We start from the raw sequence: 21,899 nt of genomic DNA, 5'->3' as shown, positions 1-21,899 counted from the left end.
CCGAAGCGGACCACGGAATGTCACCCGCGGTCCACACGCGATTCACCTCCCCGGTTCCACGGGGTCGCACACCGTGGCGACCCTGGTCCGACATTCGGCGGACGTACCGGCCGATATCTGTTGTGGCGCAGAGGAGGAACGACGTGCCCGGTGGCCCGCGGACACTGACCGAACTGCTGGAATCCCTGCGCGACAGCGAGCAGACGATCACTTTCGCCGACACCGGGAGCACGCTCGCGCACCGGGACCTGCCCGTGGCGGCGCGCGAGGTCGCGGGGCGGTTACGCGCGCTCGGGGCCGGTCCCGGCGATATCGTCGGGCTGCTCATGCCGACCGGCCCGGCGTGGATCACCGGGTTCTTCGGCGCGATCACCGCGGGCGCCGCCGTCACCGGACTGCCGCTGCCGCCGGTGGCACCCGCGGCGGTCGTCACACACCTGGCGGCGATCGTGCGGGCAGGCGGGGTCCGGTATCTGCTCGCCGCGGGCATCGGCGTCACGGTGGCCACCGCACTCGCCGAGCAGATTCCCGAGCTGCGGTTCATCGATATGGACACCCCTGGCACCCAGCCCGACGACTCCGACCGGACACCTCCCTCCGCCGCACCGGACACGCTCGCGGTCGTGCAGTTCAGCTCCGGCAGCACCGCCCGACCCAAAGGTGTGCTGCTGACCCACGACCAGTTCGTCCACGGCGTGACAGCGCTGATCGACCATGCTGGGCTGAGCTCCGACGACGTTCTCGTGCAATGGGTTCCGCTGTTCCACGACATGGGTCTGGTCTCGCTCATGACGTCGCTGTTCACCCCGTACAGCGCCCACCTGTTCGGGGCGAAGACCTTCATCACCGATGCCGCGGAGGTGCTGCGGTACACGGCGCGGGTGCGCGGCACCATCGTCTGCGGCCCGAACTTCTCCTATGACAGATTCATCGGCGCCGCGGCCGAAGCGTTCGGCGATGACGCCGCCGACAAGCCCCTGGCCGCTTGGCGGTTGGCGATCAACGGGGCCGAGCCGGTGCGTCCGCACACCGTGCGCGAATTCGCCCGTGTCTTCGGACCTCTCGGCGTGGCCGAAGCGACGATGTCACCCTGCTACGGCATGGCGGAGGCGACGCTCGCGGTCACCATTCCGCGCCCGGAGAGTCCGCCGCGTGTCCTGACCGTCGACCGCGACGCGCTGGCACCGGGCGACCTGTACCGGGTCGTGGCGGCCGACGCGCCGAACGCGCGGGAAATCGTCGGCGTCGGTGTACCGGTGCCGGGAATCTCACTGCGCGTCACCGATTCGGACGGCACACCGCTGTCCGATGGGCACGTGGGCGAGATCCGCGTCCAGGGACCGGCGGTGACGTCGGGCTATCTCGGCGACGACGTGGTCACCGGGGAAACCCTCGTCGACGGGTGGTTGCGCACCGGCGATCTGGGCTTGATCGATGACGGCGAACTCGTCGTCGTCGGCCGGACCAAGGAGATGATCGTCGTCGCGGGCCGCAACTTCTTCCCCGACGATGTCGAGGAAGCCGTCCGCGCGGTGCCCGGTGTCTACAAGGGCCACTGCGTCGCGGTCGCCGACAGCGACACCGAACGCATGATCGTCGTCGCCGAGACCGAGGCCGTGCCGGGCACCCGGGGAGCCGAGGCCGTGGCCACGGCGATCCGTCGCGCGGTATCGGGAACGCTCGCGCTGTCGGCGGTGACGGTGCTGGTCGTGCCCCCGAAAGCCCTGCCGCGCACGACCAGCGGGAAATGGCAACGCGCGCTGATCGCCGAACTCGCCCGCGCCCAGTTGGCCGACCGCTCGTCCGCCGCGATCACCCGGATCCTGCGCGAGGAACTGGCCCGACGATTCCGATGCCGGGTCGAGCACATCGATCTCGCCGCCCCGATCACCGAACTGCCCGGCGCCGACTCGGTTCTGATCCTGGAGGCGATCGTCGCCTGCGAGCGACGCTGGAAGACCCGGCTCGACGAGGACGCGCTCGCTCACGTCTACACCGGCGCGGATCTGCGTGACCTGTTCGAGCGCGCACTGGCCTAGGGTCCGCCGATCCCATGGCATCCGGGCAGCGAATTCAGCGGCCCGACAATGTCTTTGCGGCACTCGGGAGTACCCGGCCGACCTGCCGCGTACGCACTCGAATTCGCCGGGCGGCGATGACCGGATTCCGGTCGAGACCCGCGACGCCCCGCACCGGCAGCGGCCACCGGGCGGGCAGACCGAGATACCGGATCCGGCCGGAATGCCACGGGGCTCGCGCGACCGTTCCGAGGATCTGACCACAGCGTCCGACGAAGATTCCGGAACCGACCCCGAAGACCACGCGGAACCGAAGAACCTGCACGGCAAACCACGCCCGCAACGGTGGTGGCCCGACGAGCGGGAGCCGATGCCGACGAATTCCGCGCGCCGGTCGACTCGGGCCGATCGTGGCTACCCGGCACGCACGACGCACCCGGCGCGGAGCCGTCGACCCCACCGAAACCGGTAGACCCGCAGGCCGACGGCCCGCCGAGTGTCGATGTGCCCTTCAATCTCAGCTGACGCCACCGGCGTGGCGTCAGTTCTTCCCGTACCGGAACGGCGAGCGGCTACCGGCGGTAATGCCCTTCGTCAGCGGCGCGACGCCGAATGTGGCAAACTCTGCGAGCACCAGTGCGGCCGAATGACGACCGTGTGCGGAAGGTGATGGGCGAGTTGAAGATCGCGATGGAACTGAGCGCGATCGAGCGCCAAGTGGCGGTGGACCGTAGTGCGGCCAGGGACCGGACGGCCGAGAGCGAGCTGGAACTGGCGGCCTCGCTGTGCGAACTCGCCAAGGCGCTGGTGGCGACGAAGACGAACGGCGCGCCGCGTGATCGCACCGCGGACGCGATCGGCCCCGCCCAGGAGGCGGTCGGTATCCGGCTGCATTGGCTCGCCAACGGTCACGTCAGCGCTCGACACGCAGGCAATGTGCAGGAAGCGCTGCGCGTATTCGAGCAGGCCACCCGGCAGACCGGCCACCGCGAACTCGCCGTCAGCACCATCCGCAATGCCTGCCACACCTATCGCGAAGTGGCGCAGGCCTACCCGCACGTGGCGGGCACCTGCGCGGACGGACTCGGCAAATGCGGGGTGTGGCTCGGCAGGCTCGACCAGCACTCGGCCGTCGCCGCGACCGTCGACGCCGCCCGCATCCGCGCCGAACTCGCCGGCGCCAACCCCGAACTCGCGGGCAAGTACCTGGCCAGCCTGAGCACCCTGCTGCGCACGCTGATGGTCGGGCGCTCGCGCAAACAAGCGATATCGATGTACCGGGAGCACTATTCCTCGTTCACTCCGATGAGTTTGCAGATCCGGTTGCGGGCGTGCGCGGTCAGCGATCTGGACCTCACCCCGAAGTCGGCGGGCGCGTTGCTCGAACTCGACTGCCGCACCCTGGAACAAGCCGGACGGCTGACCCAACAGCAGATCCTGCGCAAGACCTCCGGCGACCTGTCGACCGTCGAGGAGATCAACTGGCGGCTGGCACTGGTCGGGATGCGGCCGATGCTGCCGGGAGCCGACCCGGAACCGCCGTCGATGCCGGTGGAGATCGGGCCGACCTTCGGCGCCCTCGGTGTGCGCTGTCCGGACCGCGACGCCATCGCCAAACTGAAGGCGGCGATCGTCGTGGCCTACGCGATCGACGATATCCAGCCGGTCGACAACGCCACCTTCCGCGCCGCGGCCGACCCCGAGGCTGCGAGCGAGGCCGAACTGACGATCGGCGCGGCCGAACTCAACACCGCGAGCACGCTCGGCGAGGACGTCGTCGTCATCGAGATGTCCGATGGCGGCTGGGTCACCGTCATGAGCTTGAACTGGGAACTGACCCCGGTCGGTAAGAATCCACTGGCGCTGCGGCTTTCGCAGGACTGGCCGGTGATCAGCGTGAGCGCCAGCGAGAATCTGGCCTACGAACTGTGCCGCTACGACGACGGCAAGCCGACCCAGTACGCGGCGCTCGGCCGTCCGGCGGGCTCCAGCACGCTGGACGAGCCGTTGGCACCGTTGGATTTCGAGTGGCTCGCCGCCTACGGCGCGCATTTCGCGACCGAGAACAAGCTGCGGGTGGCGTTCGGCAATACCAAGAGTTTCGCCAATCTGACCTATCTGCCGAGTGTCGGCATCCGGCAGATTCGCAAGACGTTGCCGCTGATCGATCACGATCACGTGCTGTTCTTCCGCAAGTCCGCCACCTGATCCGCACGCCCCGGCGTCGATCTGGTTTCCTGAAGGCGAATCCGGGGTCCACACGGCGGCAGCGATCCGGCCCTCGTCGAATAGACCGGTCAGAACACGGCGTCGGCTCAGGCATTCGAATGCCGGAGCCGACGTGTCCGCTCCCGAGGTCGTACCCCGGTGTCCTCATTCGCTCAGGGCAGCGGAATCCACTGCCCGAAGATCCAGAACCCGTGCGGGGACGGCTGCTGATGCTGATCCCCACGCTGCTGTTCCTGGCGCTGCTGATCTTGCCCCTGCCGCTCCTGATACTGCTGTTCCGGCACCGACCCGCGTCCGCGATCGTCATGCCCCGGATCCGCGCTCGCGACACCGGCCCCCAGTCCGAGCGCAGCCAGCGCGACTCCCCCGACCATCGTCGCCTTCGCCACCTTCGTCTTCAGCACCCGCATATCGATTACTCCTCGTGTCACCGGTCGCATGGTCGTGTTCGACCCGCACCATCGACCTTCGTCCCCCGACCTCGAGGTAGGCCGAGTCCTCGCTGGGAACCCGCTGGCAGCGGATGGAGCTACGCGTCAGCGACTTCCAGGACTGGCGCTGCGGCGGAAACGTAGCCGGGTGATCATCGACACCCGTGAACCCGACGATGTGGGAGATCCGGGCACCCCGGACAACCGCGTCGGGCGCCCGCCTACTATGCCCGCGACCTGCGGAAAGAGCTACCGATCCGAACCGTCGACGCACTACCATGAGGCTATGGCGAGTCCGAGGATCGAACGGCCCGACCTCCCCGAGTACATGACCTGGGAGCAACTCGAACAGCTTCCGGAAGAGATCGCCCGCCAGATCGAACTGTGGGACGGGCGGGTCGTCTGGCTGCGGCGTGGCCCGGCCGAACATCAGGAGTTCACGTTCGCGCTCACCGGCGCATTGAAGCGATCCGCGGGGGCCGAGATGTCCGAGAACCCGGAGTCGTGCTGGCGAGTAATCCTCGAGACGAACGTGTTTTTCGGCCATTCGGGTAAGTCCGATTTCGTCACACCGGACTTCCTCGTCTATCGATGCCCAACCGAGCCGTACCAGGATATTCGTGCACACGATGTCCTCCTGGCAGGCGAAGTGCTCTCCCCCTCGAATACCCAGACCGACATCGATGAGAAGAAGGCACGCTACGCCAAGGCAGGCATCCCCTGGTACTGGGAAGTGACACTCGAACGCGAGAAGAGCGCCATCGCCATGGTCCGCGCCTTCGCCCTGGAAGACTCCCCGGGTGCACTGCCGGAAGGAGTCCACCCGCTCTACCCCGCCAACTACCTCCTGATCGGAAAGTGGACACCCAAGGATTCCGACGCGATCCGGGCCGAATACCCCTTCCCCATCGAAATCCCCTGGTCAGACCTCGAATTCTGAGGGTAGACACGAAGCCACCGAGAGACTCAGCTTATAGGGGTACAGTTATGTAAACTGCAACCCTACAAACTGCCGGGGGCGACGTGCAGAAACCTGCCGACATGTTCGACCGCGAGTACGAGTGGGGTGCCCTCACCCGCTTCGTGTCGGATCAGCAACCCGGCGCGACGCTGGGGGTGGTTTCGGGCAGACGTCGCCAGGGCAAGACATTTCTGCTGGAGGGGATCTGCCGGGCCGCCGACGGTTTCTACTTCGGCGCGACAGAGGCGACCGAGGCAGAATCACTGCGCCGCGTCAGCGCGGCGCTGACCGCTCATATCCGTCCGGCGAGTCCGTTCCACTTCCATGGTTGGGCAGAGGTCATCGACACACTGCTCGAACTGGGAGCGCGAGGACCGGTTCCGGTCGTCATCGATGAGTTTCCCTACCTCGTGAAAGCGAGTCCGGAGCTTCCGTCGATCATCCAGGAAGCGTTGCGGCCCTTACGTGACCAGCGCACGAACTCGCGGACCCGGTTGCTGTTGTGCGGATCCGCGCTGTCGTTCATGGGCCGAATCCTCTCCGGCAACGCACCTTTGCGCGGTCGCGCCGGACTCGAGTTGCTGGTCCGTCCGCTCGACTATCGGCCCGCGGCCGAATTCTGGGGAATCACCGATACTCGTCTGGCATTACAGGTCAACGCGATCGTGGGAGGAACACCCGCGTACAGGCGGGAATTCGCACGAGGCGATTCCCCGACCGGGCCGGACGACTTCGACGATTGGGTCGTGCGGACCGTCATGAATCCGGAGACGCCGCTGTTTCGCGAGCCGCGATACCTGCTGGCCGAAGAACCCGAATTGCGTGACACCGCACTGTATCTGTCGGTGCTCAGCGCGGTCGCGGACGGCAACGCCACACGCGGCGGCATCGCCAACTATCTGGAACGCAAGGCGTCCGATATCGCCCATCCCATCAACGTTCTCGAAGATGTCGGGCTGCTTCACCGTGACGCGGACACCTTCCGCGACAACAGATCCACCTACCGCATTTCCGAACCACTGATCCGGTTCTATCACTCGATCATGCGTCCGGTGTGGGATCAACTCGAACGCCCCGGCAGCGCTGATCGAGTATGGCGCGCCAGCAGACGCAGATTCGTCAGCAACGTGCTCGGACCGCATTTCGAACAGATATGCCGGGACTGGGCGCTGCACTATTGCGATCCGGCGCTGTTCGACGGACTTCCGGCCAAGGTCGGCCACGGCGTGGTTCACGACGCGGGAACTCGGACGAATCACGAAATAGATGTCGCTGTCATCGGGATATCGGAGGGTGGCAAACCACCGCTCTTGGCGATCGGTGAGGCGAAATGGAACGACACGATGGGACAGGCTCATCTGGATCGACTTAGGCATATCCGAGATGTCATCACCCGCAACGGCCGCTACGACACGAGCCGAACTCGGCTCCTGTGCTTCAGCGGCAGTGGTTTCCACGACAACGCCCGCAAGGCGGCAGAGTCCGACGAGGTCGTCCTGATCGGTCTGCCGATGCTCTACGCGTGATCGCCGCGCCGCGGAAAATCCACACCACCGGAACACCTCAAGGCACGGACTCACCGAGTCCGTGCCTTGATGATTGTTCAGTTGGGTGCGCCCACTACGGGCGCGGGCTCACCAGGAGCTCTTGTGCACGCCGGGGAGCTCGCCGCGGTGCGCCATTTCGCGCAGGCAGATGCGGCAGAGGCCGAACTTGCGGAAGACCGCGTGCGGGCGACCGCAGCGCTGGCAGCGGGTGTAGCCGCGGACCGCGAACTTCGGCTTGGCGTTGGCCTTGTTGACCAGTGCTTTCTTAGCCATGTGCTCAGTTCTCCTTGAACGGGAAGCCGAGGTGCTTGAGCAGGGCACGGCCTTCTTCGTTATTGGTCGCGGTGGTGACCACGGTGATGTCCATACCGCGCGGACGGTCGATGGAGTCCACGTCGATCTCGTGGAACATCGACTGCTCGCTCAGGCCGAACGTGTAGTTGCCGTTGCCGTCGAACTGCTTCGGCGACAGGCCGCGGAAGTCGCGGATACGGGGCAGCGCGATGGAGACCAGGCGGTCCAGGAACTCCCACATGCGATCGCCACGCAGGGTGACCTTCGCGCCGATGGGCATTCCCTCACGCAGCTTGAACTGCGCGATGGACTTGGTCGCCTTGCGGATCTCCGGCTTCTGGCCGGTGATCAGCTCGAGATCCTTGACGGCGCCGTTGATCAGCTTCGCGTCACGGGCGGCGTCACCGACACCCATGTTCACGACGACCTTGACCACGCCGGGGATCTGCATGACGTTGGCGTAGTTGAACTCGCCGTTCAGCGCGTCCTTGATCTCGGCGCGGTAGCGCGCCTTGAGCCGGGGCTGGACTTTCTCGGAGGTGGTCATATCAGATGTCCTTCCCGTTCTTACGGGAGATCCGGACGCGCTTGCCGCTCTCCTCGTCGGTGCGGTAGCCGACGCGAGTCGGGTTGCCGTCCGAGTCGACGATCATCACGTTGGACACGTGGATCGGAGCTTCCTGGGTCACGATGCCGCCCGAGGAGGCGCCGCGCTGGTTGGCCGAATCCGCGACGTGCTTCTTGATCCGGTTCACGCCTTCGACGAGGACCTTGTTGTTCGCCGGGTAGGCCTGGATGACCTTGCCCTTGGCGCCCTTGTCCTTGCCAGCGATGACGAGAACGGTGTCACCCTTGTGCACCTTCATGTCAGAGCACCTCCGGAGCCAGCGAGACGATCTTCATGAACTTCTTGTCGCGCAGTTCGCGCCCGACCGGGCCGAAGATGCGGGTGCCGCGAGGATCGTTGTCCGGCTTGATCAGCACGGCCGCGTTCTCGTCGAACTTGATGTAGGAACCGTCCGGACGGCGGCGCTCCTTGACGGTGCGCACGATGACGGCCTTGACGACGTCACCCCGCTTGACGTTGCCACCGGGGATGGCGTCCTTGACAGTGGCGACGATGATGTCGCCGATTCCGGCATAGCGGCGCGACGAACCACCGAGAACGCGGATGCAAAGAATTTCCTTCGCTCCCGTGTTGTCGGCGACGCGCAGCCGCGACTCCTGCTGAATCACTTCAGCCTCCTTGACCTGGACGTATAAGCACGCCGGATTGCCGACCCGACGGGCATGGTCATGTCACCACCCGAACACGCGCCTACCAGCGGTTTCATCGGATCCGAGTGGAAACTCGGACGCCGACCACTGGGGGTTCACGGCCGGATTGCGGGTACAGCTCCCGCAGGCAACCGGTCAAGCATAGGCGAAGCCCCAGGTCCGGCCAAAATCGGGGTCGGTCCGGGGTCGGTCCTGGGTCCGTCGGGGCCCGCGAGCTGAGGTGGCGCTGTGAATTCGCGCCCGCCACCCGTCACCCCGGTAGCCTCGGTCCGAATACCGGCTGCCATTTCGTAACACGTGCGGCTTCGCCGCATCGGGGAGAGGATTCTCGTGACATCATCCGGTCGTCCGGTCCAACTGGATCGCCGTACCTTCCTGGTCGCGCTCGGTGTCGCCGCGCCCGCCGCCGCCTTCCTGGCTTCTTGTTCGACCGATTCGGACAACCAGCAGGTACGGCTGACCGGCGTCGACATGGGCGGGGCCGACAACGCGATCCGGCCGCAGGACGATCTGTACCGGCACGTCAACGGGACCTGGCTGCGCGACTACAAGTTGCCGCCGGACAAATCCACGGTCGGCGCGATCACCGAGGCGAACGACCGCACCCTCGATCAGCTGCGCGCGATCGTCGAGGGCATCGAGAATCCGAAGTCGGGTACCCCGGAACAGCAGATCCGCGATCTCTACGACGCCAGGTTGGACACCGACGAGATCGAACGGCTCGGCATGACGCCGCTGGCCGATCTGTACGCCGCCATCGACGGCGCGACCACCAAGGCCGATCTGGCCAAGGTGATGGCGCAGCTGCCGATCGGCGGGCTGATCGGGATAGGCATAGGCATCGATCGGAAGAATTCGACGGCCTATATCCCGACCATCGGCCAATCCGGGCTCGGCCTCGGTGAGCAGTACTACCGCAAACCCGAATTCGCCACCCAGCTCGCGGGCTACAAGACGTATCTGGAGAAGATGGCGGCTGGCGCGGGATTCCCCGATCCTGTCGGTATGGCCCAGCGGGTGGTCGCGCTGGAGACCAGGATGGCGGCGGCGCACTGGGACAATGTCCGGCTGCGTAATACCGATGCCACCTACAACCCGATGAGCTGGGCCGAATTGGTCGCGCTCGCGCCCCAATTCGACTGGGAACCGTGGATGGCGGGCAATACCGACCGGCCGCGGGCGCTGTTCGAGCGTCTGGTCGTCGGGCAGCCGTCGTATGTCACGGCGGCGGGCCAGTTGTGGACGGAAGTCGATATCGCGCAGTGGCGTGAGTACCTGAAATTGCAGACGACCGCGTCGTTCGCGCGATTCCTGCCCAAGGCCATCTCCGACGCGCGATTCGACTTCGTGGGCAGAGTGCTCAGCGGGCTGGAGGAACGCCCGGAACTCTGGAAGTCGGCGGTCGGCGTCGTCGACGACAATCTCGGCGATCAGCTCGGCAAACTGTATGTCGCCAAGCACTTCCCGCCCGCGGCGAAGGAGCGGGCCAAGGAGATGGTGGCCGACCTGATGGCCGCCTACAAGGACAATTTCACCAACTCCTCGTGGATGTCGCAGCCCACCCGCGACGCGTCGATCGCCAAACTCGACAAGATGAACGTGAAGATCGGCTACACGGACAAGTGGGACGACTACTCCAAGCTGGTCATCACGCCGGGCAAACTGGTCGAATCACTGCGCGCGGTCAATGTCTTCGAGTCGAAGCGGGCCTTCGACCGGCTCGGCAATCCGGTCGACAAGGCGGAGTGGTCGATGTCGCCGCAGACGGTGAACGCCTACTACTCCCCGACCAATAACGAGATCGTCTTTCCCGCGGCCTATCTGCAACCGCCGTTCTTCGACAAGGACGCCACCACCGCGGTCAATTTCGGCGCGGTGGGTGCGACGATCGGCCACGAGATCGGTCACGGCTTCGACGACCAGGGTTCCAAGTACGACGGTGACGGCAATCGGCGCGACTGGTGGACCCCGGAGGATCTGCGCGCGTTCGAGGCCAAGACCGAACAGATCATCGGCCAGTACAACGCGCTGACCCCGGAGGGGCTCGATCCGGCCACCTATCACGTCGACGGGGCTCTCACGGTCGGCGAGAACCTGGCCGACCTGCGCGGATTGCAGATCGCGCTGGCCGCGTACCGGATCGCCGCGCGGCGCGAGGGCGTCGAGCCGAACTACCGCGAGATGTTCCTCGCCCACGCGAGGGCGTGGCGGGAGAAGCAGACCGACGAATACACCATCCAGTTGTTGCAGGACACCCACTCCCCCAACGAGTTCCGGTGCAACCAGGTGGTCCGCAACATCGCCGAGTTCTACACCACGTTCGGGGTGCTCGAAGCCGACAAGTTGTTCCTGCCCGCGGATCAGCGCGTCGCGTTGTGAGCCGCGTCCGGCGGCACGCCACGCGTGCCGCCGGGGTGGGAGTTCCGGTCAGCGGGCCGCTACCGGGACCGGGACGACCCGGTCGGCCTCGGCGAGTTCCTCGTCCTCGTCGCGCGCGCGGTCGTTACCCGCGAACCAGGAGGCGAAGGCCGCGAACAGCATCATGACCGCGGCCGCGATGAAGACCACGACCAGTCCGGAGTGGAACGGCCCGGTCAGCAGGTTCGGGAAGAATTCCTGACCGGTCAGCACGTCGGCGTTCACGCCGGGTTTGCTCAATTCGCCCGAGGGACCGAGCAGTTCCTCGATCGGGTTGAAGCCGAGGAAGGCGGCGAACATACTCGCCACCGGCGGCATCCCCGCCAGTTCCGAGGCCGCTCCCGCCGAGACGCCCTGGGCGCGCAGGCCCGCGTCGAGGGCCGACGGCAGGGTCGCCGCGAGGCCGACGACCATGAGGGAGAAGAAGATTCCCATGGACAGGGCATTACCGCCGTTGAACAGGGTGCCGCGCATTCCCGACGCGGCCCCGCGCTGCGACGCGGGCACGCTCGACATGATGGCGGCGGTGTTGGGCGAGAAGAACAGTCCGCTGCCGATGCCGTTGAGCAGGATGATCAGCGCGAAGACCCAGTAGTCGAAATCGACGGGGATGACGAGCATCAGGATGAAGGTGAGGCCGGTGAGCAGCGCGCCGCCGGTGGTGAGCAGGCGCGCTCCGTAGCGATCGGAGAGCCAGCCCGATACCGGCCCGGCGGCCAGGAATCCCACGGTCAGCGGCAGCAGGTAGATACCTGCCCACAGCGGAGTCGTCTCGAAGTCGTAGCCGTGCAGCGGCAACCAGATGCCCTGCAACCAGATGATCAGCATGAACTGCATGCCGCCGCGGCCGATGGAGGCCATCAGATTCGCGAAATTGCCGAGTCCGAACGCGCGGTTGCGGAACAGCGCGAGGTCGAACATGGGTTGCGCGACGCGTTTCTCCACCACGCAGAACGCGACGAGCAGGGCGAGTCCACCGAGGACGGAGCCCAGGACGAAGGGGCTGGTCCAGCCGGTGGCGTGGCCGCCGTGCGGCTGGATTCCATAGGTGATGCCGGTGAGCAGGGCGGTGAGACCGAGACCGAAGGTGATGGTGCCCGCCCAGTCCAGCCTGCCCGAGGTGCGCACACCCACTTCGTGCAGTGAGCGATACGACCACACCGCGCCGATGATGCCGATCGGGACGCTCACCCAGAATACCGCGCGCCAATCCCATTCGGAGAGCACACCGCCGATGAGCAGGCCGAGGAATGATCCGGCCACCGCGGCGACCATATTGATCCCCAGTGCGGTGCCGCGCTGATTGGCCGGGAAGGCGTCGGTCAGGATCGCCGAGGAGTTCGCCATCAGCATGGCGCCTCCGACACCCTGCACCACGCGCCAGACGATGATCCACATCGCCCCGGCCCCGCCGTGCCACGGGTCGAAGGACAGCGCGACGGCGCAGATCGCGAATACCGTGAAGCCGAGGTTGTAGATCCGCACCCTGCCGTAGATATCGCCGAGCCGCCCGAACATGACGACGAGGACGGCGGTGGCGAGCAGATAGCCCATCAGCATCCACAGCAGATAGCCGACATTGCCCGCGTCCAGCGGATTCAGGCCGATTCCGCGAAAGATGGCGGGCAGCGAGATCAGCAGGATGGACGAGTTGACGGCGGTGAGCAACACCCCGAGGGTGGTGTTGGTCAGCACGATCCATTTGTAGCGGGGATGGTCACGGTCGTAGCGAAGTCGGCGCCGGATGGTCCGGACATCGCCCTGGTCGAGATCGACGGATTGATTGGTCACGGCAGCCCTTCGGAGATATTTACCTCAGCAAACTATATAGTTAGCGTATGTAACGATCAAGTCGCGATCCCGCCGTTCGGACCCGGACCACCCCTTCAGCGGGAGGGGTTGAATAGGTTAGGCTTGGCTGACTTGCCCTATCGGCTCCGCGCCGAGCCGGGGATGTCTCGCCCAGATCGGCTCGACCAGCGGAGGTAAGCGGCTTGTCCGCCGTCACATATCCCGAACAGACCAGGTTCGCGCTGCGCACCGGCGTCACCTGCCTGACCACACCGGCGGGCGCGATACTGCTGAACCCACCGCACAACGAGAAGCTGACCGGCCTCGCGGGTGGACAACTCCACGCGCTCAAAACCCTCAACAAGGGGCCCGCGACCGTCGCCGAGATGGCGGCCGGAGCGGACGGCGCCGATGTGGCGGGCCTGATGGATCGGCTCGCCGACGCGGGCTGGCTCGCGGTCACCGTCCGTGACAGCGGACGCGACCTCTACACGATCCGCCCGTTCGGCCAGCCCGCCCCGCGCCCGACGACCCCCCCGCGCTGGTCCGCGACACTGTCGAAATTCGCGGTACTGCACCGGGATTCGGAAGGTTTCGTCCTCGAGCACCCGCGCGGCTGGTGCGATCTGCGGATCCACGATCCCCGACTGCTCGCCCTGCTCGACGGGCCGGGCGCGGCCGACGCCAACGTGCCGATCGCGGTCAAGACGCAATTCGCCGAAGACCTGCACTGGTGCGGATTCATGGTTCCGGACGAGACCAGCGAGGACCGCGAGTTCGGCACACGCAGTTGGAGCGCGCCCGATCTGTGGTTCCACCGTCGCAGCACGCTCGGCGAACGCACCGTCACCTGGGAGCATTTCGGCCCGACCAAATGGGGTAAGGGCCAGTTCCCGCAGCCTGCGGCGCGCAAGCCCAACTACCCGGGCGAGGCGGTCGCGCTGGCCACACCGGATCTGACCGCCAGGCGCGAGCAGGATCCGAGTCTCACGGCCGTCCTCGAGGACCGGGTGTCGACGCGGGCATTCGACGACGCGCGCCCGATCTCGGTGGAGCAGTTGGCCGAACTGCTGTACCGCACGGGACGCACGCGCGGCAGCCAGACCGTCGGCGAAGGCGAGGAACTCCTCTCGCGGCCCTACCCCTCCGGTGGCGGTGTCTACGAACTCGAGCTGTACCCGGTGGTGCGCAATGTCGCCGGGTTGGCGCCGGGCATGTATCACTACGACTCGTTCGACCATGTGCTGCGGCCGGTCGCCGCCGCGGATTCGCCCGCGGTGTCACGGCTGCTGAAGTCGACGCGCGCGACGTTGGCCGAGGGCGCCGATCCGCAGGTGCTGCTCATCATGGCGGCCCGCTCCGGACGGGTGATGTGGACCTACGAGCAGGTCGCCTACGCCGCCATCCTCAAACATGTCGGCGTGCTGATGCAGACCATCTACCTGGCGTCGACGGCGATGGGCCTCGGCGCGTGCGCCCAGGGGTTCGGCGATACCGCCGCCTTCGTCTCGGCGGCCGGTGTCGACGAGCTGGAGGAATGCAGCGTCGGGAGCATGATCATCGGTTCCCCGGCACCGCGCTGAGGCCCGAGCGATCGGTGGCGATGTAGGCCAACTCGGCCTCGGGCCACCGATCCGCCAGTGCCAACAGGTGGCGCAATTCCACGTCGTGGCTGTCCGCGCTCGAACGTGCGGGAAGTCCGAGTTGCGCGCCGCGCAGGATCTCCAGGGCGCGGCGGCCGATGACGTCGTCGTGATCACCGTCGGCCTGCCTGCGCAGATGTAGCAGCGCGTCGCGGATCTCGATCGCCATGCGGTATCGACGCTCGGCCGGTTCGCGAGGCGTGTCGTCGGGGGTCAACGCGACGTGGGGCACCGCGTCGGTGAGCGCGGACCACAGCGGACGCAGCCTGCGGCAATCCCGGCTGTCCCGGTCCCACCCGAGCCCTACCGCCGCCATGCGCGCCAGCGGGATCGCCAGCAGCGTCGTGATGACGGCGAGGGAGGCGAACCCGGCCAACGCCAAGCCCTTTCCCGGATCGTCCGGCCGGACCCCCATCCCGTACAGCACGACCAGTGCCACCGAGTAGCAACTCCAGAAGACCCCCACACAGATCAGCCCGCCGTAGGCGACCCGTTCGACCATCGGGGTATCGGCGGAGCGGACCTCACGCAGACTCGCGCGCATCAGCAGGAATCCGGACACCGCGAGCGGCAGACCCGAGATGGCGGAGCAGACACTGTGCCAGCGCGACGAGAGTTCCACCGGTATCAGATGCAGCACGACCGCCAGATTGACCAGCACGATCGACACCGATCCGCACAGGGCGACCAGGTCGTATCGGCGCTGACGACGGTAGGCGCCCCGCCCGCTTCCGGCGTCGAACATCCGCGCCACACCGTATATCGCGCTCGTGGTGAAGAACCCGGTGATCGCGCCCAGGTGGCCCGCGACAACGGGGACGGCGGACCACGTGGTCGCCAGCGCGATGAGCATGCCCGCCCCGGCCAGACCGAGCGCCCGATTGATCAGGCGATCGACCGCGCTGTCGCGCACGAAGAACAACCGCAGGATGGTGACCACGATCGCGAAAGCGGTGATCACCAGGACCGGAAGGACCGGTACGCCCGTCACGAGCGCGTATCCCGCTCGGCCGCCACCCCGATTACGCCAACGGCCGGATTCCTCATGAACCGAAACGATAGGCGCGCGCGCCACCGAACGCACCGCCGGGTGCGGTGCCCCGCCATCGGTTCAGGCCTCGGCGAGGATCTCCTCGTCCGACATCGCGGCGACCTCGAGGTAGAGGCGCGCGACGGCGGGCAGCCGGTCCGGAGTGCCGCGATCGGCTTCCCGTTTGCCGAGCCGTTCGGCCAGACTCGCGACGGTACGGGTCGCGAAGATATCGGCGACCAGCGCGTGGTCGACCTCCAGCCATTCCCTGACCCTCGCGATGACCGTGGTTGCCAGCACCGAATCGCCGCCGAGAGCGAAGAAGTCGTCGTGCACGCCGACCGATTCCGCGCCGAGTACCCCGGCGACGATCTCGGCGAGCGCGGCCTCGACCTCGTTGCGCGCGGCACTGTTCGCGGTATCGCCCGCACCCGGTTCGAGTAGCGCGATCACGGCCCTTCGATCCAGTTTGCCGTTATCGGTGAGTGGCATCCGATCGAGGTATTCGACCCTGGTCGGAATCATGTAGCCGGGCAGAAGATCCGCGACGGCTGCGGTGATGTCGCCGACGGAGATGTCGCCGATGGCGTCGCTGTCCCCCGCGATCGCGGCGACCAGTTTGGGCGCGCCCGCGCCGACGACGGCCGCGACGGCGTGCCGCACACCGGGCACCGTGCGCAACGCGCTCTCCACCTCACCGAGTTCGACCCGGTAGCCGCGGATCTGCACCTGGTGATCGGCGCGGCCGAGGAATTCGATGGTGCCGTCGGGCCAGTACCTGGCCATATCGCCGGTCCGGTACCAGCGCAAACCCTCGTATTCGACGAATCGCTCGGCGGTGCGTTCAGGATCGTTGCGATAGCCGGCGGCGACATTGGCTCCGCCGACCCAGAATTCGCCCGGCACCCAGTCGGGGCAGTCCCGCCCGGCGGGCGAGACGACCCGGCACCGCACATTGCGCAGCGGAATTCCGAACGGCACCGTCGCCCACTCGGCGGGCGGCTCGCCGACGACCTCGCAGATGGTGTTGTGGATGGATGTCTCGGTGGCCCCGCCCAATCCGGAGAAGCGGGCGCCCGGCACCTGGGCGGCCAGCCGCCGCGCCAGATCCGCGCCGACCCAGTCGCCGCCGAGCGTCACCGCCCGCAGCGAATCGCCCAGCCGGTCACCGCCGATCTCCAGGATCATGTCGAGCATGCTCGGCACGCAGTTCAGGATCGAGACACGGTGGTGGCGTAGCAGTTCCACCCAGCTGGTTGCTTCGGCGCGCTGCTCGGAGTCGACGGCGACGATCGAGCCGCCGACGGCGAACATGCCGAAGATGTCGTAGACCGACGCGTCGAATTCCAACGCGGACAGGGCGAGTACGCGATCGGCGTCACCGACGTCGAACCATTCGTTGACCGCGTCGATGGTGTTCATCGCGCCCCGGTGCGGCACATCGACGCCCTTGGGCACACCCGTGGAACCGGAGGTGAAGATCACGTAGGCGATCGCGTCGGTCTCGGGCACGACCGGTGCGGGGAGGGGTTGCGCGTACTCGCTCGCGGCATCGATGCTCAGGCACGGGATCGGCACGCCCATATCCGCGCCGGTGACCGTCAACGCCGCGACGATCGCGCCGGTGCGCAGGATTTCGGCACGCCTGCCGACCGGCTGATCGAAGCCGATGGGCACGTAGGTCGCGCCCGCGGCGAGGACACCGAGGACGGCCAGGATCTGATTCGGGCCCTTGGGCAGCTGGACCGCGACGGCGTCACCGGGCCGCACGCCTTCGGCTTTCAGCGCTCCCGCGACGGCGAGCGCGCGGGTGGCGAGTTCGCCGTAGGTCCATCGGCCCGTCTCGGATCCGAGGCCCCACACCACGGCGGGAGCGCCGGGGGTGTATCCGGCGTAGTCGAAGAAACCCTCGTGCAGGCAGCGCCCGCTGACCGGGCCATCGGTCGCGTTGACCGCGGCCCTGACCTCGGCCTGCGCGCGCGGCAGCCGGACCGCGGCTTCGGCGTTCCAGCCCGCCTCGCCGTCGCCGAGCCGCCCGATCGCCTTGGTGTAGTGGTCGAACATCGCGTCGACCAGACCGGGCGGGAACGCCGACTCGCGAACGTCCCAGTTGAGCAGCAGACCGCCGCGCACCTCGGTGACCTGAGCGTCGAGCAGGACCTGCGGGCCCTGCGAGATGATCCACACCGGTTCGCCGAAGGTTTCGGTGACCCGGTCGGCGAACAGTTCGCCCAGATTCAGCGCGCTGGTGTAGACGACAGGGGCCAGTACCGGTTCGCCGCGATGCCTGCCCAGATCACGCAGCACCTCCAGACCGGAATAGGCGGTGTGCGCGCCGCTTTCGTGCATGGCGCGCTGCAACGCGGCGGCCCGTTCGGTCACCGACATGTTCTCGGTGACGTCGACCTCGAGCATGATCGAGGAGGTGAAATCACCGATCACCCGGTCGATTTCGGGATGCACCGGCTCACGGTGGAACAGCGGGACGTTCAACAGGAATGTGCTCTGCGCGGACCAGCCGCCGATGGTCTCGGCGAAGATCGCCGCCAAGGCCATGGCCGGGGTGATGCCGCGCTGATGCGCCGCGGCGAGCAGCCGCTCCTTGGCCTCGGGCGCCAGCCAGTGGTCGTAGCGGACCGTGCGCTCCGGTGCGCTACGGTCGCCGACGGGGACGGTCGGAAGTTCCGGCGCACCGGGCAGTTCCGGCAGGCGCTCTTGCCACCATCGCCGGTCGCGTTCGCGGGCGGCGGTGTCGTCGTCGCGTTCGGTGCGGTACCGGCGATAGGTGTAGCCGGGGGCCGACACGGTCGCGCCGTGGTAGAGCTCGGCGAGTTCGGAGATCAGCACGCGGTAGCTCATCGCGTCGCCGGCCAGCATGTCGACGTCGAGATGCAGTCTGGCGCTGTCCTCGTCGCGCAGGGTGAGCGTGATGTCGATGACCTGGCCGTCTTCGATGGCGAGGCGCTGGTGGGTCTTGCGGTCGCGCAGTTCCAGCAGGGCGGCCTCGGTCGCTTCGGAGGTCTCCCCGCGCAGATCGACCACGGCGAAAACCGGTCGGCCCGGCTTCGGCATGGTCTGCTGGGTGCCGTCGGGCAGGAATCTGGTTCGCAGCATCGGGTGCGCGGCGATCAGATCGGTCACCGCGCGTTCGAGGCGCACCGGATCGATACGGCCGCCGTCGAATTCGACGTAGAGGTGGGCCGCGACGCCGCCGAGTTCCTGTTCGTCGGACCGCCCGATCCAGTACGCGTGCTGCATGGTGGCCAGCGGGAACGGCGCGTCCGAGGTGTCGGCGGTATCGGTGGCCTCCGGTTCGACCGAGAACCGTTCTTCGACCGGCTCGGCCTGCGCACCGGCGGCGTCGACGCCGAGCAGCGCGTGCCACGACTCCACCGTCGGAGCGGCGGCGAGCTGCGCGAAATTGATGTCGGCTCCGCGTTTGCGCCAGCCGCCAGCGAGTTTCATCGTGCGGATCGAGTCCAGGCCCAGCTGGATGAGATCGTCCTGATCGGCGAAATCGCCCGCCGCGATACCGAGTTGACCCGCCACGGCGGCCCTGATCTCGTCCCTGCTGATACTCGACGTGCCGTCACCTGGCTGCCGTGCCGACTCCATGCCGCTGTCACTCCTTGCCTGCCGCCGCTTCCGGCGGATCGAGTCTGCCCGAGAGGCAGTTTAACGCATTTAGATAGGGTTGCCTAACCTACCTTTCCGGATCGGCGCTCAGCTACGCGCGGCCTTGCGGTACCCGCGTACCGCCAGCGCGCCGAAGACGAGGACCAGGCCGATCGACCAGACGACCGTCCACAACAGCGGTGTCACGATGGGACCGCCGAGGGTGAACCCGCGCATGGCGTCGATGGCACAGCTCATCGGCTGCCATCGCACGACCGGCTGCAACCAGCCCGGATAGTTGTCCACCGGAACGAATCCCGAATTGAAGAACATGCCGAGCAGCACCACGATGGCGAAGAACTGCACGACCTTGTCGCCCGCGCGGCTCACCCCGACCACGATCACCAGCGGTGCGAAGCCGATGATCACGATCACCGGTACCGCGAGCACGCCGAGCACCCCGAGCAAACCCTGCTGGAACCGCAGCCCGAGCACGACGCCGACCACCAGCACCACGGCGGTCGCGGCGGCGGCGCGCGCGCATTCGGCGATCAGGCGGCCCACCAGACCGGTGGCGCGGTGGATCGGCAGCACCCAGAACCTGCGCAACAGTCCGTTCTCCCGCTCGCGGAACAGCGACATGCCGGTGCCGGTCGCGCCGTACATCGCCCCGGCCACCGCGATCATCGGCACGAAACCGTAGGTGGGATCGACATCGGAGGCCGAGTCGAGCGATTTCGCCAGGACCAGTTCGTACATCAGAAGCAGCAGAATCGGCAGCACGAGCGTGGTGGTGATGACGTCGGGTTGCCGCGACCACCGCCGCAACAGCCTGCCCGCCTCGATCAGGCTCTGCGAGAGCAACGAGGGCGCGGGCGGATGGTCGACTGTGGTCACGATCGCCGTCCCTGTGCCAGCACCGCGAAGGTGGCGCCGAGGACCAGCAGTCCGGCTATCCAGATCGCGGCGACGCCGAGGGTCGCGGTGAACCGGCCGTCGGCCAGTTCCCGCAGCGCGTCGGTCACCTGCGATACCGGCTGGTTGCGGACCCACGGCTGGATCCACCCCGGAAACCCCTCCGCCGGAACGAAACCCGTTGAGGTCATGACGAGCAGCAGTTGCGGGCCGAAGAGTACGGTGCCGCTGAGATCGGAATTCTTGGTCACGGTGCCGAGCGCGTCGGTGTTGAGTACGAGGGCGGTGCCGAAGGCCAGCGCGACCGCGACGAAAACCAGCGCCGCACCGACATCGTGGAACCGGAAGCCGAAGACGGTGCCGATCACCAGCGAACCCGCGAGCGCCGCGAGCGCGCGCACCACGTTCGCGGACATCCGCGCCGTCAGCGGCACCCACGCGGGTACCGGCATCGCGCGCAGCCGGGTGGCCATGCCGCCGACCACCTCGCGCGCCGCGCGGTCCCCGGCGAACATCCCGGTGAAGAACATGGCGTACACCGCGATCAGCGGCAGCAGATACTGGGCGTAGTCGATGCCGCCCGCCTCCATCGACCGCCGCAGCGGCACGTAGAAGCACAGGTAGAACACCAGCGGGGCCGAGAAGGCCAGCGCGAGATCACCTTCGCGCACCGTGGTACGGATACTGCGGCCGCTCAGCGCGCTCCACTGGGTCGACGCCGGGATGCGCAACTCGTCCCCGGGGATCGGCACCGGGGAAACCGTCACGACGGCACCCCGGATTCGGTCAACGCGCCGGGTTTGGTCAATTCGATGAAGACCTCGTCCAGCGACGGGCGGCGCAGCGCGATATCGATCAATTCGATACCGGCGTCGTTGATCCGGTTCAGTGCCTCCGACAGCGTCACCGCACCGTCCGGCGCGGGGAGCGCGACCCGGTCCGCCGATTCGGCGACGGTGACCGCGCCGAGTCCGGACAGCGCCGTCACCACCGCGGGCACATCCCCCGCGTCGACCGGAACCACCTCGCAGTAGCTCGATCCCGAACGTGCCTTGAGCTGGTCGGCGGTGCCCTCCGCGATGACGCGGCCCTTGTCGATCACGATGATGTTGTCGCTCAGCGCGTCCGCCTCTTCGAGGTACTGCGTGGTGAGCAGAATCGTCACGCCCTGTGCCTTGAGCGAACGGATCAGCGACCACAGCCCCTGCCTGCTGACCGGATCGAGTCCGGTGGTCGGCTCGTCGAGGAAGACCACGCGCGGTGGCCGCACCAGTCCGCAGGCGATATCGATACGTCTGCGCATACCGCCGGAGTACTGACCGACCCGCCGATCGGCGGATTCGGTCAGCGAGAACTCCTCGAGCAGTTCGGCGGCCCGCTGTGCCGCGGCCTTGCGGCGCAGGCCCATCAGTCGTCCGAACAGGACCAGATTCTCTCTGCCGGTGAGCATTTCGTCGAGTGCGGCGTACTGGCCGGTGAGCATGATCTCCGAGCGCACCCGCGCCGCCTGCTTCACCACGTCGAACCCCATGACCGTGGCACGGCCGGAATCGGGTTCGACCAGGGTGGACAGCACCGACACGGTGGTGGTCTTACCCGCGCCGTTCGGCCCGAGCACACCGAGCACCGTGCCCTGCTCCACCCCGAAGGTGACCCCGCGCAACGCTTCTACGGCTCCGAAGGATTTGCGCACGTCCTCGACGACGATCGCTTGATCCGGCATGGTCGA

The 21,899-nt window shown here is 67.1% G+C and carries 18 protein-coding genes; 6 read left to right on the top strand and 12 right to left on the bottom strand.

The features are described from left to right. Nucleotides 1-143 precede the first annotated feature (143 nt). Entirely contained in the window at nucleotides 144-2,039 is a 1,896-nt protein-coding gene (locus JZ792_RS20705) for a non-ribosomal peptide synthetase (RefSeq protein ID WP_216912391.1), read from the top strand. A 34-nt stretch (nucleotides 2,040-2,073) separates the two neighbouring features. Here the strand turns inward: JZ792_RS20705 and JZ792_RS20700 are convergent, their stop codons facing one another. Further along, complete coding sequence (locus JZ792_RS20700; RefSeq protein ID WP_216912389.1) at nucleotides 2,074-2,343, bottom strand: hypothetical protein; 270 nt, start codon at nucleotides 2,341-2,343, stop codon at nucleotides 2,074-2,076. Between the two features lie 344 nt (nucleotides 2,344-2,687). On the opposite strand from JZ792_RS20700, the gene JZ792_RS20695 reads away from it, so the two are divergent. Further along, on the top strand, nucleotides 2,688-4,226 hold the full coding sequence (locus JZ792_RS20695) for a hypothetical protein (protein WP_216912387.1): 1,539 nt from the start codon (nucleotides 2,688-2,690) through the stop codon (nucleotides 4,224-4,226). Nucleotides 4,227-4,399: 173 nt separating this feature from the next. Here the strand turns inward: JZ792_RS20695 and JZ792_RS20690 are convergent, their stop codons facing one another. After that, a complete protein-coding gene (locus JZ792_RS20690; RefSeq protein ID WP_438804354.1) occupies nucleotides 4,400-4,678 on the bottom strand; it encodes a hypothetical protein in 279 nt (92 codons plus the stop codon). 286 nt (nucleotides 4,679-4,964) lie between these two features. On the opposite strand from JZ792_RS20690, the gene JZ792_RS20685 reads away from it, so the two are divergent. Both JZ792_RS20685 and JZ792_RS20680 read left to right on the top strand, forming a co-directional pair. Next, nucleotides 4,965-5,618, top strand: coding sequence for a Uma2 family endonuclease (locus tag JZ792_RS20685; RefSeq protein ID WP_254190107.1), 654 nt, complete (start codon nucleotides 4,965-4,967; stop codon nucleotides 5,616-5,618). A gap of 101 nt (nucleotides 5,619-5,719) precedes the next feature. Beyond that, a complete protein-coding gene (locus JZ792_RS20680; RefSeq protein WP_254190106.1) occupies nucleotides 5,720-7,165 on the top strand; it encodes an AAA family ATPase in 1,446 nt (481 codons plus the stop codon). A 108-nt stretch (nucleotides 7,166-7,273) separates the two neighbouring features. Here JZ792_RS20680 and JZ792_RS20675 read toward each other — a convergent pair whose 3' ends face one another. The 4 genes from JZ792_RS20675 to rplN are packed head-to-tail and all read right to left on the bottom strand — an operon-like array spanning nucleotide 7,274 to nucleotide 8,716. After that, nucleotides 7,274-7,459, bottom strand: coding sequence for a type Z 30S ribosomal protein S14 (locus tag JZ792_RS20675; RefSeq protein ID WP_109525397.1), 186 nt, complete (start codon nucleotides 7,457-7,459; stop codon nucleotides 7,274-7,276). Nucleotides 7,460-7,463: 4 nt separating this feature from the next. Continuing rightward, nucleotides 7,464-8,027, bottom strand: coding sequence for a 50S ribosomal protein L5 (rplE, locus tag JZ792_RS20670; RefSeq protein WP_109525396.1), 564 nt, complete (start codon nucleotides 8,025-8,027; stop codon nucleotides 7,464-7,466). A gap of 1 nt (nucleotide 8,028) precedes the next feature. After that, nucleotides 8,029-8,346, bottom strand: a complete 318-nt coding sequence (gene rplX / locus JZ792_RS20665; RefSeq protein ID WP_109525395.1) for a 50S ribosomal protein L24 — start codon at nucleotides 8,344-8,346, stop codon at nucleotides 8,029-8,031. Nucleotide 8,347: 1 nt separating this feature from the next. Beyond that, entirely contained in the window at nucleotides 8,348-8,716 is a 369-nt protein-coding gene (rplN, locus tag JZ792_RS20660; protein ID WP_109525394.1) for a 50S ribosomal protein L14, read from the bottom strand. A 372-nt stretch (nucleotides 8,717-9,088) separates the two neighbouring features. On the opposite strand from rplN, the gene JZ792_RS20655 reads away from it, so the two are divergent. Beyond that, nucleotides 9,089-11,137: a M13 family metallopeptidase gene (locus JZ792_RS20655; protein ID WP_308165377.1), complete on the top strand. Its 2,049-nt coding sequence runs from the start codon at nucleotides 9,089-9,091 to the stop codon at nucleotides 11,135-11,137. A gap of 48 nt (nucleotides 11,138-11,185) precedes the next feature. Here the strand turns inward: JZ792_RS20655 and JZ792_RS20650 are convergent, their stop codons facing one another. Next, the gene (locus JZ792_RS20650) at nucleotides 11,186-12,967 is read right to left on the bottom strand and encodes an MFS transporter (RefSeq protein ID WP_216912383.1); all 1,782 of its coding nucleotides are present in this window, start codon (nucleotides 12,965-12,967) and stop codon (nucleotides 11,186-11,188) included. Between the two features lie 203 nt (nucleotides 12,968-13,170). On the opposite strand from JZ792_RS20650, the gene JZ792_RS20645 reads away from it, so the two are divergent. Further along, entirely contained in the window at nucleotides 13,171-14,550 is a 1,380-nt protein-coding gene (locus JZ792_RS20645; RefSeq protein ID WP_216912381.1) for a SagB family peptide dehydrogenase, read from the top strand. On the opposite strand, the gene JZ792_RS20640 is transcribed toward JZ792_RS20645, so the two are convergent. The 5 genes from JZ792_RS20640 to JZ792_RS20620 form a co-directional block, all read right to left on the bottom strand. Then, complete coding sequence (locus tag JZ792_RS20640) at nucleotides 14,525-15,601, bottom strand: DUF6545 domain-containing protein (protein WP_216912379.1); 1,077 nt, start codon at nucleotides 15,599-15,601, stop codon at nucleotides 14,525-14,527. The genes JZ792_RS20645 and JZ792_RS20640 overlap by 26 nt on opposite strands. A 120-nt stretch (nucleotides 15,602-15,721) precedes the next feature. After that, nucleotides 15,722-19,255 (bottom strand): non-ribosomal peptide synthetase, encoded by a 3,534-nt coding sequence (locus tag JZ792_RS20635; RefSeq protein WP_216912377.1) that lies wholly within the window; start codon nucleotides 19,253-19,255, stop codon nucleotides 15,722-15,724. A 108-nt stretch (nucleotides 19,256-19,363) separates the two neighbouring features. After that, on the bottom strand, nucleotides 19,364-20,152 hold the full coding sequence (locus JZ792_RS20630; RefSeq protein WP_216912375.1) for an ABC transporter permease: 789 nt from the start codon (nucleotides 20,150-20,152) through the stop codon (nucleotides 19,364-19,366). After that, nucleotides 20,149-20,937 carry an ABC transporter permease gene (locus JZ792_RS20625; protein WP_308165376.1) on the bottom strand — a complete coding sequence of 263 codons (789 nt, stop codon included), beginning with the start codon at nucleotides 20,935-20,937 and terminating at the stop codon, nucleotides 20,149-20,151. Before JZ792_RS20625 ends, JZ792_RS20630 begins: the two co-directional genes overlap by 4 nt. Continuing rightward, nucleotides 20,934-21,893, bottom strand: coding sequence for an ATP-binding cassette domain-containing protein (locus JZ792_RS20620; RefSeq protein ID WP_216912373.1), 960 nt, complete (start codon nucleotides 21,891-21,893; stop codon nucleotides 20,934-20,936). The genes JZ792_RS20625 and JZ792_RS20620 overlap by 4 nt, the downstream gene beginning before the upstream one ends. Nucleotides 21,894-21,899 lie beyond the last annotated feature (6 nt).

The sequence above is a fragment of the Nocardia noduli genome, assembly GCF_019038455.1.
GTDB lineage: Bacteria > Actinomycetota > Actinomycetes > Mycobacteriales > Mycobacteriaceae > Nocardia > Nocardia noduli.
The sequence above is the reverse complement of the archived record's forward strand: the minus strand, read 5'-3'. Positions and strand labels throughout refer to the sequence as shown.